At 59.0% G+C, this 14,581-nt stretch carries 14 protein-coding genes; 13 read left to right on the top strand and 1 reads right to left on the bottom strand.

The genetic code is table 11. The features are described 5' to 3' along the window. Nucleotides 1-395 precede the first annotated feature (395 nt). The 12 genes from ACKVMH_RS00845 to ACKVMH_RS00790 all read left to right on the top strand — a co-directional run bounded on the left by ACKVMH_RS00845 (nt 396) and on the right by ACKVMH_RS00790 (nt 12,621). A complete protein-coding gene (locus tag ACKVMH_RS00845; protein ID WP_412698884.1) occupies nt 396-923 on the top strand; it encodes a hypothetical protein in 528 nt (175 codons plus the stop codon). A gap of 965 nt (nt 924-1,888) precedes the next feature. Beyond that, nucleotides 1,889-2,263: a nuclear transport factor 2 family protein gene (locus ACKVMH_RS00840; RefSeq protein ID WP_412698883.1), complete on the top strand. Its 375-nt coding sequence runs from the start codon at nt 1,889-1,891 to the stop codon at nt 2,261-2,263. Between the two features lie 152 nt (nt 2,264-2,415). Beyond that, complete coding sequence (locus tag ACKVMH_RS00835; RefSeq protein WP_412698882.1) at nt 2,416-2,835, top strand: hypothetical protein; 420 nt, start codon at nt 2,416-2,418, stop codon at nt 2,833-2,835. A gap of 106 nt (nt 2,836-2,941) precedes the next feature. Continuing rightward, nucleotides 2,942-3,424 (top strand): hotdog fold domain-containing protein, encoded by a 483-nt coding sequence (locus ACKVMH_RS00830; RefSeq protein WP_412698881.1) that lies wholly within the window; start codon nt 2,942-2,944, stop codon nt 3,422-3,424. Nucleotides 3,425-6,092: 2,668 nt separating this feature from the next. Further along, on the top strand, nt 6,093-6,512 hold the full coding sequence (locus ACKVMH_RS00825) for a hypothetical protein (RefSeq protein WP_412698880.1): 420 nt from the start codon (nt 6,093-6,095) through the stop codon (nt 6,510-6,512). 106 nt (nt 6,513-6,618) lie between these two features. After that, nucleotides 6,619-6,945, top strand: coding sequence for a hypothetical protein (locus ACKVMH_RS00820; RefSeq protein ID WP_412698879.1), 327 nt, complete (start codon nt 6,619-6,621; stop codon nt 6,943-6,945). A 68-nt stretch (nt 6,946-7,013) separates the two neighbouring features. After that, nucleotides 7,014-7,421 (top strand): hypothetical protein, encoded by a 408-nt coding sequence (locus ACKVMH_RS00815; protein WP_412698878.1) that lies wholly within the window; start codon nt 7,014-7,016, stop codon nt 7,419-7,421. A gap of 497 nt (nt 7,422-7,918) precedes the next feature. Beyond that, complete coding sequence (locus tag ACKVMH_RS00810) at nt 7,919-8,329, top strand: DUF4259 domain-containing protein (RefSeq protein ID WP_343256224.1); 411 nt, start codon at nt 7,919-7,921, stop codon at nt 8,327-8,329. Nucleotides 8,330-8,398: 69 nt separating this feature from the next. Beyond that, entirely contained in the window at nt 8,399-8,803 is a 405-nt protein-coding gene (locus ACKVMH_RS00805) for a RipA family octameric membrane protein (RefSeq protein ID WP_412698877.1), read from the top strand. Nucleotides 8,804-8,920: 117 nt separating this feature from the next. Beyond that, nucleotides 8,921-10,240 (top strand): putative sensor domain DACNV-containing protein, encoded by a 1,320-nt coding sequence (locus ACKVMH_RS00800; RefSeq protein ID WP_412698876.1) that lies wholly within the window; start codon nt 8,921-8,923, stop codon nt 10,238-10,240. A 116-nt stretch (nt 10,241-10,356) separates the two neighbouring features. Continuing rightward, nucleotides 10,357-10,953, top strand: coding sequence for a hypothetical protein (locus ACKVMH_RS00795; RefSeq protein ID WP_412698875.1), 597 nt, complete (start codon nt 10,357-10,359; stop codon nt 10,951-10,953). A 1,044-nt stretch (nt 10,954-11,997) separates the two neighbouring features. Then, nucleotides 11,998-12,621, top strand: a complete 624-nt coding sequence (locus tag ACKVMH_RS00790) for a glutathione S-transferase family protein (protein ID WP_412698874.1) — start codon at nt 11,998-12,000, stop codon at nt 12,619-12,621. 61 nt (nt 12,622-12,682) lie between these two features. Here ACKVMH_RS00790 and ACKVMH_RS00785 read toward each other — a convergent pair whose 3' ends face one another. Continuing rightward, nucleotides 12,683-13,858, bottom strand: a complete 1,176-nt coding sequence (locus ACKVMH_RS00785; protein WP_412698873.1) for a hypothetical protein — start codon at nt 13,856-13,858, stop codon at nt 12,683-12,685. 273 nt (nt 13,859-14,131) lie between these two features. Here ACKVMH_RS00785 and ACKVMH_RS00780 point away from each other — a divergent pair, with 273 nt between their 5' ends. Further along, complete coding sequence (locus ACKVMH_RS00780; protein ID WP_412698872.1) at nt 14,132-14,551, top strand: hypothetical protein; 420 nt, start codon at nt 14,132-14,134, stop codon at nt 14,549-14,551. Nucleotides 14,552-14,581: the final 30 nt, after the last annotated feature.

Raw genomic sequence — 14,581 nt, 5'->3', positions numbered from 1 at the left:
CGGTCGCTCCTGCGGTGCTTAGCCAGGCCGCTCCCGACGGAGAAATTCCTGCCCCGCATTGGCCATCCGTTGTGGCCCAGCTGAGCCCTGAGCGTGTCTATAGCTCGCCGGACGGTCTGTACCTCGTGCTGTCATCTTCCTTCGTGGAAGAGCGAGGCTTGTTTGTGCCGCGCTCGTCTGCCTTTGCTGGCAGCAGCGGCACTGATCCGTCATACACTTCCGTTGGTCAGGGCGTCTTCTCGTACCGCATCAAGGGGTAACGGGCCGGGGCCTAACAATTCGTTCAAGCCGAACTTGCTTCGCTCCACCAACAACGCGGCAGGTAAAGCTTGCCACGTTGTCGGCTCTGCTACGCAAGTCGGCTTAACTCAGGCGTTAGGGCTCAGACCGGACCTATGAAGCTCTTGAAATTACTTTGCGCCGCGTTACTGCTCGTACCCACCTGTGCTTTCGCGACAGGCTACCTGGGCTGGTCCTTCGGCATGAGCCGTGAGCAGGTTCAGGCCCAAAAAGAGTATGGCCCGTACTACCCCTTCAAAAACGGCGATCTCGGGTCACAGGCCGGGCCGTTCCAAGGCACGCATGTCCCGATCTCCTTCTACTTCAATGGGGAACGGCTGGTCCGAGTCATGCTCATCGCTTACATGGGCAGCGACCTCGCAGCTGCGGAAGCGGCGGTCCGCTCAGCCGTATCGCAGCTCGAGGCAGATTTCGGAGGCGTGGAGCTGTCCGGGTTGGCTATCGCGCCTGCTACATCGGAAGCGGTAGTCGCAGCTTTTAGTGCTCAGGCCCCGGGCTTGGCTCCGGGCCAGCGCTTTCAGTTCGGCGCTCACCCCATGCTTGAGAACCGGAAGGCCTGGGTCTCCGTTACCGCTATGGAGCAAGGCCAGTACATGGTCGCAGTAAACTATGCTGAGCCCTAACAATTCGTCCAAGCCGACGCCGCTTCGCGGCGCGGCTTAACTCAGGTGTTAGGCCGCAAGGGGAACATCGTGAATAACGGACATTTCGCGCTCAAAGCTGTCGCAGTCGTTTTCTGCTTGTTCGGCGCTCTCGCTGGCGTGGACATGGCACTTGACGTTGCGCGCGGGAGCATCTCACTTAACCTCGGCATCTTGGGGCTCTTCATCGGCGTCGGCTTGCTGCGGCACAGTCGGCCCTGGCGAGTTGCTGCACTTGTTTGCGCTTGCCTTACCGCCGTCGCTTCTTCTGTGCTGGGCGTAGCCGCGCTCATCAGTGAGCAGCCCATCGTCTATTCCGGCTGGGGTCAAACTGGCACACTGCCCTCTTTTGTAGGCCCAGCTATCGCTGCGGTTGGTCTAGCAATCGCGCTCTGGCAGCTTTGGGTGCTCACTCGGCCGCAAGTCAGGCAGTTATTTCAGCTGGCAAATGCGGCCTAACAATTCGTTCAAGCCGAACTTGCTTCGCTACACCAACAACATGGCAGAAAAAGCTTGCCATGTTGTTGCCTCCGCTACGCAAGTCGGCTTAACTCAGGCGTTAGGCGGTACTGCTGAAAGTTTTTCGGCACTCGCTTCTTCGGTCGGTCCGTCGCAGCGTGTGGTGCGGCGCGAGCTTAACCTTCACCGGCTCCGGCCGGTGTCCTTCGGCAACTCCCCGCGGCAGTCTGCTTGTACGGCTTCGGCAACACGGCTCAATCATTGCGGGGCCATCTTCGGCGGCACGTCGCCTTGAGGGTTCCGGGTAAAGCGCCGGTCGGCCTGGGCTGCTACTGTTTCGGGTGGTGGCGGGTTGGCCAAGGCTGGCGCTGGGGAGTTCAGTCAGCTGGTGGAGCAGCGCCGCCTAACAAGTCATTCAAGCCGAACGCCACAAGTGGCGTCGGCTTAACTCCGGCGTTAGGCGTGGCTGTAGACATTCGGAGATCGTGATGAGTCAAGAACAGGAACTCTGGCGTCTTGAGGAGCAATTTTGGGTCGGTGACGCAGCTTTCTATGAGCGCACTCTCGCACCTGAATCTTTTATGGTGCTTCCAGCGCCGGTCGGGGTGCTTGAGCGCGCAGCGACCATAGAGTCGATTCGGTCGGCTTCACGTTGGCAGAACGTCTCATTCATTCAAAAACACTATGCGGCATCAACTGCAGACATTGTCGTGCTCGCATATGTCGTGCAGGCAGATCGTGGGAGTGGAAACTCGGCCTATGCTGCGCAGTGCAGCTCCACGTATGTTCGTATAGGCGGTAGTTGGCGGCTTGCGTTGCACCATCAAACACCGGCGGGCCAGGCCAACGAGGGCCGCGCCTAACAATTCGTTCAAGCCGAACTTGCTTCGTTAAACCAAAGCCATGGCAGAAAAAGCTTGCCATGGCTTTGGCTCCACTACGCAAGTCGGCTTAACTCAGGCGTTAGCGCCCACAGCGAGGTCACTGAGACGTGCAAAGCGAACGACCCGCCGGCGTGCCTGCCGGGACCATCCAGATCGACCCTGAGCAGGGCTTCGGGCCTCATCTTTCGAATGCGTTTCTTGACCTGTATGGCGAGGACTCGGTCTTTGTAACTGCTACCGTAGATCTGCTGACCTGGCAATTCGTCGCCGTGCTTATCAAGGTTGAGAAGCTCCCGGCGGACTTTGTGGCAGTTCAATACGGCACCCCCGAGATGCGGCACGCCTTGGACGCCTTTCTCAAGACCCTTTCTGGCCGCGGCTTAGAAAAGCCTTCTACCTCGCTCATGCGGTCGGCTGTAGGGCATGAGCAGCCGCAGGCATTTCAGGCCGCTGCCGGCGCCCTGCTGGGATACGATCTGGTGGCGCGCTGGCTGCAGCTGCTAGAGCAACAGGACTATGTTGGCATGACCGCGCTCTTGGCCGTGCAGTAGGTGGGCGCTAACAATTCATTCAAGCCGACGCCGCTTCGCGGCGCGGCTTAATTCAGGCGTTAGGCCGCTATCAAATTTCCCTAGCAGTTGTCATTTTGGAGACGCCGTGCGCCGTACCACGTTAGACCTCTGGCAAAGCTTTGCTTCTAAACCGGCTGGGAAGTGGGCGTTCTCGCGCCTACTGTGCGTAAAGGCGCCGTACTTTGGCAGCATTCGCCCGAGGTTCGAGGAGCTTCGTCCACAATATTGCGAGGTGCGGATGCGGAAGCGCCGGGCCGTGCTAAACCACATAGGAACGGTGCATGCCGTTGCCATGTGCAATATGGCGGAACTCGCAGGCGGCACAATGACTGAGGTAACCATTCCCTCCACACACCGCTGGATCCCCAAGGGTATGACCGTGAAGTACCTCAAGATGGCAAAGACTGACCTAGTTGCCATCGCTACGCCCCAGTCGCAAATCGATTGGTCGGCACCTGGTGAATTCAAAGTCAACGTCGTGGTGCGGGATCAACAAGCGGAGCCCGTATTTGAGGCACTAATTACTATGTGGGTCGCACCTCGCAAGAGCCATTCGGGCCCGGCCTAACAATTCGTTCAAGCCGAACCTGCTTCGCTACACCAACAACATGGCAGGTAAAGCTTGCCGTGTTGTCGGCTACGCTACGCAGGTCGGCTTAACTCAGGTGTTAGGCGGTACTGCTGAAAGTTTTTCGGCACTCGCTTCTTCGGTCGGTCCGTCGCAGCGTGTGGTGCGGCGCGAGCTTAACCTTCACCGGCTCCGGCCGGTGTCCTTCGGCAACTCCCCGCGGCAGTCTGCTTGTACGGCTTCGGCAACACGGCTCAATCATTGCGGGGCCATCTTCGGCGGCACGTCGCCTTGAGGGTTCCGGGTAAAGCGCCGGTCGGCCTGGGCTGCTACTGTTTCGGGTGGTGGCGGGTTGGCCAAGGCTGGCGCTGGGGAGTTCAGTCAGGTGGTGGAGCAGCGCCGCCTAACAAGTCATTCAAGCCGAACGCCACAAGTGGCGTCGGCTTAATTCCGGCGTTAGGCCGCAGCAAAGACACATTCGCTTCTGGGGATTGCTTCGGACCGTTCGTGGCGCTTCTGCATCACGGCTTCGGCTGCATCGCGCGCCGCGGGGCCATCGGTAAAGCGCCGTGCCTGCCTCGCTTGTCAGGTGCGCAGCTGACGGCTCGTTCCGCTGATACTCTTTCGGCAAGGCCACAGTCGGGGAGCGTCCGGTTGCAGCGCCCTAACAATTCGTCCAAGCCGATGCCGCTTTGCGGCACGGCTTAACTCAGGTGTTAGGCCGGGGAACCAACGTGTTCAGCAAGCCAATCATTTACATGCAGATCCATGCAGGCCACGTAGCCGCCCGGAGGATTGGGGCCGGGAGCGTCCGCAAGGAGTGCGGTGCTCTAAGCCATCCTCGCACCCTTATGGGCGACTTCATGGCTGTGGAGGCTTGCTTTCGGGCCGTGTTCCGGGAGCTCGCCTCGAGTGGCCTGTTTCCGGTAAAGCCCAGTGTGCTCGTCCACCTTGTCCCGGAAGCTGTAGGCGGCTACACGAACGTCGAAGAGCGCGCGTTCCAAGAAGCTGCAGCAAGCGCTGGCGCACGCATCTGCAAGGTCGTCACAGGTCGGCTCCCTCTCAGCGACAGTCAAGTAGGCGAGGCTCTTCGGTAATGTCGCCCCGGCCTAACAATTCGTCCAAGCCGACGCCGCTTCGCGGCGCGGCTTAACTCAGGTGTTAGGCCCCTATGGCGACAGCTTGGCGCGTGCGGTTTTGGGTGGTGCCGGCTGGCCTTGTCGGACTAGCGATTGGTCTTAGCGGCTGCGAGTTTCGGCCGCCCCTGCTTTCTGCCGTCGCCTACGACGGCAAAGAAGATGTCGTCATCCACGCGACGCTCCGCTCTTCAGACGCGGCGACCATCAAGCGGCGAGAGCTTTACGCACGGCTGACAGTCGTCAACTGCGACGGGTCCGGCGATCGTTTTCCCACAGATCCGCCAATTGAGGGCGGACGCATCCCTGGGCATGGCACCGCAGCGCAGGGTGGTACGGTGCAGATCACCGGTCGAGTGCCGGCTTGGATCTATGCCAAGTATCCCAAGCCGTGCGTATACCTAGAGGGCGGCGGCTACTTTTCCGGAACGGTAAAATCCGGCATGGTCCCTGTCGTGCGCCAACGTAGTGCGGGGCCTAACAATTCGTCCAAGCCGACGCCGCTTCGCGGCGCGGCTTAACTCAGGTGTTAGGGCGCAATGGATAGGCTCACGTTACTCATAGCTTTCTTGGTTGCTGCATTCGCAGGCACGGCGTCCTCTGCCGAGTCCTTCAGCTTTGAAGAGCTTGCTGCCTGCGATGAAAGTTACGATCCATATGGCCAAGATCGACTTACCGTCGAGCGCGCCGATGCTCGCTTACTAGTATCTGGACTGGTCGGACTGAGTTGCGGCGAGCGCGTCACGCGACCTCAATTCTTGCCCGACTGGGGTTCGCTCACCTTAGCAATTGACACGGACAGCGGCGGTGAGCCGGTTGCGGCGTGCCGGTGTACCGCGAAGATCCGGTTCACCCTGAATCAAGAGGTGCCATCCGGCCGTATCATCTACTTGGTCAAGAACGGAAAGGGTGCGGCTCATGCTGTTGCGCCCTAACAAGTCATTCAAGCCGATGCCGCTTCGCGGCACGGCTTAATTCTGGTGTTAGGCGTCTATGGAAACATCCTCGCTCGTGCAGAATGCAGACCGGCTAATCGGCGCCATGGGCTCTTGGCCGTCGTTTCATGATGCAAACGTCCTGTCGGTAGAGCGAAGCGACGATACGCTGCGCCTTCGCATCCACGTGTTTTCCATGACAGATCGCGTAGACCCGGCTGGCTATTACGTGCTGGAAAAGCATCACTTGGCCACGTTCGCCTTCGAAGGCATCACATCGGACTCTCTCCCCTTGGCATACGAGACCGACTGCCTGGACCACTTGTGGTTTGAGCAGTCGGGCGCTCTGGTCTGTGCTCATCTTGAGTCGCACATGGATCTGGGCGGTGAAGTGTCGTGCTGCCGGGTGGCTGTCCAAGACGTCGTACCATGCTCCCCGGAGGGCGTCCCGCTAGGCGCCTAACAATTCGTTCAAGCCGAACTTGCTTCGTTACACCAAAGCCATGGCAGAGAAAGCTTGCCATGGCTTTGGCTCCACTACGCAAGTCGGCTTAACTCAGGCGTTAGGTCGCTGACGACCATCAAGGGGACTGGACAGTGAAGCTCCGCATCGCAATCGGTATTGCTGTAACGATCGCGCTTCAAGCGCTGCTTCAACACGCAGCAGATCTGCTGCATCCAGCCCCATTTATCGTCGCAGACACTGATGCTCTTTTCCGTTCAATAGCCGCAACGTCAGGGCTCATATTCTTTATTTCAGTCGCAGTTGGTTCGCTAATTGCCAAAGGCCGCTTCACTGGCGCAGCTATCGCTCTTTGGAGCATCTACTGGGCGGCTACTCTCGTCATCCTTGCGGCCATCGCATCTCCAGCAGTGGAGCTCACGACAATTTTTCAGATGGCACGGTTTAACTGGCTCGGCTTAACTTCCACCTTGCTCGCTAGCATATTTGGCGCCCTTCTCGGCAAGCTGCTTTCCAGAGTTTTGTGGCCTCACAGCTCGCTGGCTGCAACCTAACAATTCGTTCAAGCCGAACTTGCTTCGCTACACCAACAACGTGGCAGGTAAAGCTTGCCACGTTGTCGCCTACGCTACGCAAGTCGGCTTAACTCAGGCGTTAGGCATGTTCCGGACACTCATCTGCTGCCCAAACTGCCGCAATGAAATCTCGCTTGAAGAGGCGAGAACTACCATTCCGGCTGTCCCACTGCCGGAACAAAGCACCACCTTCAAGACGGCCTCGCTCGTGTACACCGTCTGCCCCAAGTGTCGCCGGGACTTCCGCGTCACAGGAGAGCGATCTGCCGCTTTGGGGGTACTCGTCGCCGTGTTCCTCTCCCTCGTCAGCGGGTTCTTCCTGGACTCGTGGGTTCCACTGGCCGTTGTTGCCCTTTTGCTGCTATTTCAGCGCAAGATCACGCAGATTCTTATCCGGGCAGAACATGCCTAACAAATCATTCAAGCCGATGCCGCTTCGCGGCACGGCTTAATTCTGGTGTTAGCCGTTGAGGACAGTACGTGGATAACTCGGAAGACCAATTCCAAGAGCTCGTAGCTCAGCTCGTTGGGCGTGCCAATCGAATGCTGGCGGAGCGGTCCGAGGTTTTTCCTATGGGTCTTCTGCTCCTGCCAGACGGCGGGCTCGACGTATCTGTGGCTGCGTACGATTCGGTCGAACAAATTCCGGAGCTGCTTAGCGCTATTCAAGCCAGCCTGTCGGAGAAGGTCCAGGAGGGCTCAGCCATCGCGTCGTGCATCGCGTATCCGGACTACGAGGCCGGAGAAGTCGTCGCGTTCTTAGAGAACCGCGAGAACTATTGCGCAACCGTGCGTATTCCGGTGGCCGGCGCTCCAACCTCGGAAGCCGACCTCGAGAACATTGCTGTAGAAGACGGCAGCGTGTATGTGTTCCCGGTCAACGGCTAACAATTCGTCCAAGCCGACGCCGCTTCGCGGCGCGGCTTAACTCAGGTGTTAGGCGGCTGCTGCTGGAAGGTTCTGCCGCACTCGCTTCTTCGGGAAATAGCGTTGCGACTGGCGGCGTGACTCGTGCTCATCCCACGCTGGCTCCGGCTGGGGTCCTTCGGCAGCCACGTCGGGCCGGCCGGTCCGTTGCTCCAGCAAGTCGACTCAATCATTGCGGAGCCATCTTCGGCTGCACGTAAGCCTTTGGCTTTCAGGGTAAGGCGCCGGTCGCCGCGGGCTGGTACTGTTTCGGCTGGTGGCGGGCGTGGGGTGTGGTGTTGGCGGGTCCGCCAGCACCCAAGGCAGCACCGCCTAACAGGTCATTTAAGCCGAACCCACTTCGTCTTAGTTGCAGGCATGTTCGCTGCTGGGGCTTCGGTTCAACTCCCGACTCACGCGTTGTGGGTCGGCTTAATTCCGGTGTTAGGCGCCAATCCAAACTTCAAGGAGATTCCAACGTGGGAACCTGGTCGCACGAACCTTTTGGCAACGACTCTGCAAACGATTGGGCGTACGACCTTGAGGATCAAACGGACTTTTCTCTAGTCGCTCAGGCCCTCCAGAACGTTCTGGACAATGGCAACGACTACCTGGACTCAGATGTAGCTGTTGAGGCCGTCGCTGCAGCAGAAGTCTTGGCCAAAGCGCTCGGGCGCGGGACGCAAGCTGATGCTTATACCGAGAAAGTAGACACTTGGCTCAAATCTCTCGCCGTCAAGCCATCTCCAGATCTCCTGTCCAAGGCGCAAGCTGCGCTCACTCGCATCGTGGGGCCGGATTCTGAGCTTCGTGAACTGTGGGAAGAGAGCGATGACTTTGAGAGTTGGCAGTCTTCCGTCAGGGCGCTGCAGTCCGCAGTTGGCGCCTAACAATTCATTCAAGCCGATGCCGCTTCGCGGCACGGCTTAATTCTGGTGTTAGGGCTCACAGGGGGCTTCATGGACGGCAAAAATCTTGTCTGGGACCACTTCAAGTTCAATGCCGAGCAGCGGTTGAAGGGGTTCAACTTCTTCGTACTACTCTCTATTTTTGCAGACGGTGGCGTGTTCACCGCTCTTGAGAAGGACCTGGATCCAAAGCTTCTCGTACTGCTCGGGCTGTTCATCGCATTGCTCGCTTTAGTTTTCTGGCTCGTTGACTCCCGGAGCCGCCAACTGCTCAACATCACAATCCCCGCACTAAAGGAGATTGAGGCAGAATTTCCAGAAAAGTATCGGCTCTTTGCAATTGACGCGATCGAGCAAGGTTCGGTAGTGCGCTACACGTTCGCCATTCGAGTTCTACTTGTAGCCCAACTGCTATTTGGGGTTGGCGTTTCCTGTTATGGGTTGTCACGGTGGTGAGCCCTAACAATTCGTTCAAGCCGAACTTGCTTCGTTACACCAAAGCCATGGCCAAAAAGCTTGCCATGGCTTTGGCTCCACTACGCAAGTCGGCTTAACTCAGGCGTTAGGCTGCACATGTCGATTATCTACCCACCCGAACTACTTCCTCAGATCAAAAGCGCCTGGAAGGCGTCGACCGGATTTCATAGCCGTCCGCGCCCCTCCCTACCTGATGATGACGCCCTAAAAGAGCTACTTGATCTGGCGTATCAAACCAGTCTTCTTCGCGAAGAAGGCCGAAAACTCACTTTCCGTATTCTCTATTTGCCGCGAGACAAGGGCAAAAAGCGGGGAGCGACAAGGGTTAGTCGTGAAAATTCGCGCTTAGCTGAATTTTCGAATGATCGCCAATTCACGATCGCCGAACTTCGACGCCTGGCTCCAGCGGCCGACGCAATACGAAGCATGATTTGTGTTGACTATGTCAAAGGCGAATGGCGTGTGTGGGCCATCTTGGATACGGGCGCCAATTGGTGGAATTTCTCCCGTCATGAGTCAAGCAGCGGAACACCTCCGCCAGAGAATTTTGCAATTTACAGCCAAGGACCCGGCGAGCTCACCATCTCTTCTGGTGGGTTCACACTACTCTCTTTGAGAAGCGGCTCCGTGTATGTCCCAATGGGATCGGCTTTGCATTGGGGACCAGTCAGCTCGCATTTCCAGCCAGCACGTGAACTCCTATACAAAGAAGCCATTGAAAAACTGGAGCAAAAGGTTTGGGACGAGGATGGTGACGATGATGATTACCCGCACCGCTTCTACGACATGTGCCTTTCGAGAATTCTTTCAGGCATTCGCGAACTTGGGCATGGAGGCACACTCATCGTCGTTCCAGACCATCTATCACCCAATGATTCACGACTAACGGACAGAATAACAATCAAGCACCAATGCAACTATGACTTTGCGTGGAACTTGATGATTCAAAGCTTGGAGCTACACAACAAGTACTACGCCCTGCACTTCCCTTTATGGGAATCAAAGAAACCGATTGCAATAAATGACTACCAAAGCATCTCAATACTTGAGTCGAGGCGACTCGAGAATCGCGAATCCCTCTCTGATTGCCTGCGCTTCATCGCTTCGCTTTCATCTGTTGACGGCGCGCTGATCCTCACTACAAAAATGCGACTCATCGGATTCGGCGGGGAAATAACAGCCCAATCTCCCACGCTGCAGAATATTCAACTATCCGCGAATCCGGACGCATCGACATTAAGGCGCGTGTCCATCGAGTCTTATGGAACGCGCCATCGTTCTGCGTTCCGGTTCGTATCTTCCTACGAGGACGCAATCGCATTCGTAATTTCTTCGGACGGTGGCGTTAAGGCCACGAAGCGGCTTGGATCAAACGTAGTACTTTGGCCTGAAGTTCAAGCAAATCAGTTTGCTTAAAGGGTGCAGCCTAACAATTCGTTCAAGCCGAGCCCGCTTCGCGGCCTCGGCACCACCCGGTTCACCTCGGGCGGGCCGTCTTAACTCAGGCGTTAGCGCACACAAAGAGGCATTCCTTGGACCTATCCCATATCAAGAAGCATCTTGCCAATCACCCCATATCCTTTCGTGTCGCCGGAGGATCGCTGACCCTATTCTTCGTTCTTGGATTTGTTCTTGCGAGTTTCGGGATTCATGGGCTTTGGGCTGAAAGCACTTTGAAATTGATTGGCGAGAATCGTGCGCCAGGAACATTTGCAGTTTTCTTCAGCGTTTCCTTGCTTTACCTGTCTGCAAAAGTTGCAATAAGAGGCTCTTCATTTGACCCGCAAGGACGTCTGGACCGGTTGCTGAGCGTCTATATCCCCAACGCAGCTCTCGGCATTGGTGCGGCGTACGTCGGTATAACAACTGGCGCGGCATTGGCTATCGGCGTCTTCGCTGACGACTCGATCTCCGCACCATTCGAGTTGCCAGAACTGCTATGGCTGTGCGCAAAATTGCTTGGCGGACTTCTCTTTACCTATCTCCTTTTTGTGTTCATAACGATAAGTAAGTCGACGGCGCCGGGCTATGCAACTCCCAATTTCCAAAGGAACATTCGCGTTATAAGTGGCTTGTTCTTCTTGGCACTGCTTGGCAGATCGTTATTGGCAATTGCCAGTGCGCGCTAACAATTCATTCAAGCCGACGCCGCTTCGCGGCGCGGCTTAATTCAAGTGTTAAGCCCCATGGAAGCTCTCGTCGCAGTCTTGTCCGCAGCGTCTGTCCAAGTTGCCATCGCACTCTGTGTTGTTGCGTTGGGTGTAGGACTGCTTCGTTTACCCAAGCGTTTGACCGCGCGGAACAAGGTAACTTGGGTAGTTTTGGCTAGTGCATTTGCCGTACTTGGAGCTTGGACAATGCACCAGCAATCCAACGTTCTTGCTGGCAGTCCTGTCCATTCGGCCGACAGACCGGTCGCAATCGCAACCCGCGGTGTTGTTAGATACGTCTCCGAAACTCAGGCGCACCGATATCACGGAGCTATGTGGGCGATTGTTGTGCTCGTGGTTGTTTCCACGGGTATCCACAGGGTGTCATCCCGTATAGAAGAGGCGTAACAATTCGTTCAAGGGGATGTCGCTTCGCAGCAACCCTTAACTCAAGCGTTAGGCCGCTAAGGCAGCAATAAAGCAAGCCGTCGGAACAAGGACTTGGCGTTGCAGCTTGGCACTTTGCCTCCGGGCTTGTAGCTCCATCGTCGAAGCAATTTCCTCGGGTTATAGGGCTCGCAGCTCAACCAGCGGGCCACGTTGCTCGGCAGCCCTGGTTTCCGGCTCCATGTTCCGGGCAACCTGCTCGGCCGTTGAAGCTCAGAGCTCGGCCGTTGGAGCTCTTGGTCCCACCTTCCGAGTAAATAGCTCGGCCGTCGGGGCTCCGAGCTCCATCGGTGGGTCTTTCTGCTCGGTGGCTGGAGTTCTGAGCTCGGCGCGCTAGTCTTGGCCGTGGTCGGCCGCAATCGGTGCGCGGCCTGGCACACACGATGTGCCCTTCCAGCACTTGCCGCAGCTCATCTACCTCGCCGCACTCGGCGTTGCGGTGATGGTCTCGGTGGTGACGACCTTCCTTCTGGCTATACGGCGCGAGCCTGAGAGTTCATTCAAGCCGGATCGGCTCCGCGGCTCGGCATGATTCAGACGCTAGAGCACACAACAGGAATAGGTGGGGAAGAACGAGTGTTCACCGTCTACGGCGATCTGAAGTCAGGCAACTGCTACAAGGTCAAGCTGGTGTTGGCACAGCTTGGGCTGGCGCACGAGTGGGTGCGCGTTGACATCCTGCAAACGCAGAACCGTACATCGGCGTTCCTGGCCAGGAACCCGAACGGCAAGATACCGCTGCTGGAGATCGAACCCGGCACCTACCTGCCCGAGTCGAATGCCATCCTCCACTACCTCGCAGAGGGCACGCCGCTCCTGCCGTCGGCGCGTCTCGAACGTGCACAGGTCCTGCAGTGGCTGTTCTTCGAGCAGTACAGCCACGAACCCTACATTGCGGTCGCGCGCTACATCGTCCGCTACCTCGGCCGACCCGAGGAGCAGGAAGCCAGGCTGCAGGAGAAGATGGCGCCCGGCCACGCCGCGCTTCGAGTCATGGAGCAGCACTTGTCGCAGCGCGCATTCTTCGTCGCGGAGCGGTACAGCATCGCGGACATCGGCCTCTACGCCTATACGCACGTGGCGCACGAAGGCGGGTTTGATCTGGCGCAGTATCCGGCCGTACGGGCATGGCTTGAGCGCGTGAAGGCGCAACCGGGGCACGTGTCCATGAGCGGGGCGCCGGGAGCGGCAGCGCTCTAGCCAGTAGCGGCAGCCGACACGGCCCAGCAGGGCCCCGCATGCGCAGGGCCCCGCCTCGGGCTTATTCCGCTTCCGCCGTTTCGTCCTCGGGGAACCACGAGTAGCGCCAGCCGAGTGGTGCATCGGCATCGACGGCGCGTGCGACGTACCGCCCCTCCGGAAGTGGCTGCACGACGCGATCGCTATCGTCGCGCAGCGGCACCGCGGGCTGGACGGCTTCCGAGTGGGCGGGCAGCGAGCCGGCAAACAGGCGGCCCAGCAGCGTCTCGATGTCGGTCGCGCCCTGCGTGAGCGCCGCGTGGACTAGGCTGCAATCGTCGGCCGCCCAGATGCGCGCGCGCGCGGCCGCGGCTTCGCGTGGCGTCCAACGCTCGCCCTTGGCCTCACGCAGGCGCGACTTGTGGGTCCTGAGCATTGCGCTGGCGTCGCGCCGCGCGGTGCGGTCGCCTGCGTTGGCGGCCTGGATCAATTTGTATACGCCGGAGTCGGCGTAACGCGCGGTCTCGCGGGCGACGGCGGCTTCAATGTCAGCCGGGGTCTTGTCGGCCAGCGGAACGATATTCGACACCACCACCAGGTCGTCGCTCCACGCGGGCTTCTTTTGCCAGCGCGATGGGGCGCCGGGCAGCTGCGGCGAGTAGGCGCCGAGGGTGACCGAGCTGACCAGCGCGGAATAGTCCGGCGTCATGCTGTAGGTCGCCACCAGTTCGTAGCGCGGCTCGTCCTGCGTCACCAGGTCGTCCACCGATTGGTCCGGCGCGAGCACATGGCGCTGGATGTCGCGTCCGGCACCCCACGGCGTGCCAGCGACGCTGCGCTCGATCGCACCCAGCAATGCGTCGGTGTTCGACAGCTTGCACTGGGCACCTTCGAACACGGTGTTCGCGTCCCGCACCTGGTTCTGGGCGGACGCCTTGGCTTCAGCGTTGATGAGCGCCGTCGCGATCAGCCCGCCGGCCAGGCCCGCGGCAGCGGCGCTGCCGTACGAGAGCCCGGGGGTATTCATGTACAGGCTGTTGGTGGCGTTGGTGATGGTGTCACCGACATCGATGTAGCCGTAGGTGATCTGGCTCTTGAGCCGGTCATGCGCGGCCACGGCGTGCAGTGCCATGCCCGAGAGCAGTTCGCCTTGCGACGGATCGTGGCGCTCCGGCGCGTCCTTGGCCGCGTGGGCGGTTCCGCACGCGCATGCCAGCACCGCCGCGGCGAGCGGCAGTCCCATGTTTCTGCTGATCATCTGATCCCCTTTCCCCTGAATGCGCGAACGCGCCGGGAAAGCTTATCCACGGGCGGCTTAACCCGCAAAACGGAGTGGGTTGGGGCGGGGAGGCAGGTACGGATCCCAAACATTTGGATGCATGGGCGGCTGCGCGCTGCTTAGGGGGTAGGCTTTGGCAGTCGCGAGGCCTCTGCCATGCATCCGGATTCTTTTTCGCCGGGCCGCGTACGAGGCAAGTTGACGTTGATTGCGACGAGGCGCTTACGCCTTTCACAAGCCGGGGAGAACCGAATGAAGCCGCCTGTCTCACTCAAGGTCGTCGCAATCGTGGCGTTGCTGTGGAACCTGCTCGGCTGTCTTGCGTTCTTCTCGGATCTTCGTCTTTCGCCCGACGACCTCGCCCGGCTGCCCGAGGCCCAGCAGGCGCTTTACGCCGCGCGCCCGGGCTGGGCCGTTGTGGCGACCGCCGTTGCGGTTTTCGGGGGCGTGCTCGGCTCGATCGGGCTGTCGCTGCGCAGGAAGTGGGCGTTCCCGGTGTTTGTCCTCTCGCTGCTCGGAATCCTTGTCCAGGACTTCGGCCTGTTCGTGCTGGCAGACGGCGCGACCCTCGCGGGTCCGGTGGCCGTGGCCATGCAGGCGATCGTGCTGGCCGTGGGCATCGGCCTTGTCTGGTTCAGCCGCAGGGCGATTGCACGCGGTTGGCTGGTGTAGCGCGGCGACTCCGGGAGGCGGCGTCTGTTT

It is taken from the genome of Lysobacter zhanggongensis (genome assembly GCF_046638635.1).
Lineage (GTDB): Bacteria > Pseudomonadota > Gammaproteobacteria > Xanthomonadales > Xanthomonadaceae > Novilysobacter > Novilysobacter luteus.
The sequence above is the reverse complement of the archived record's forward strand: the minus strand, read 5'-3'. Positions and strand labels throughout refer to the sequence as shown.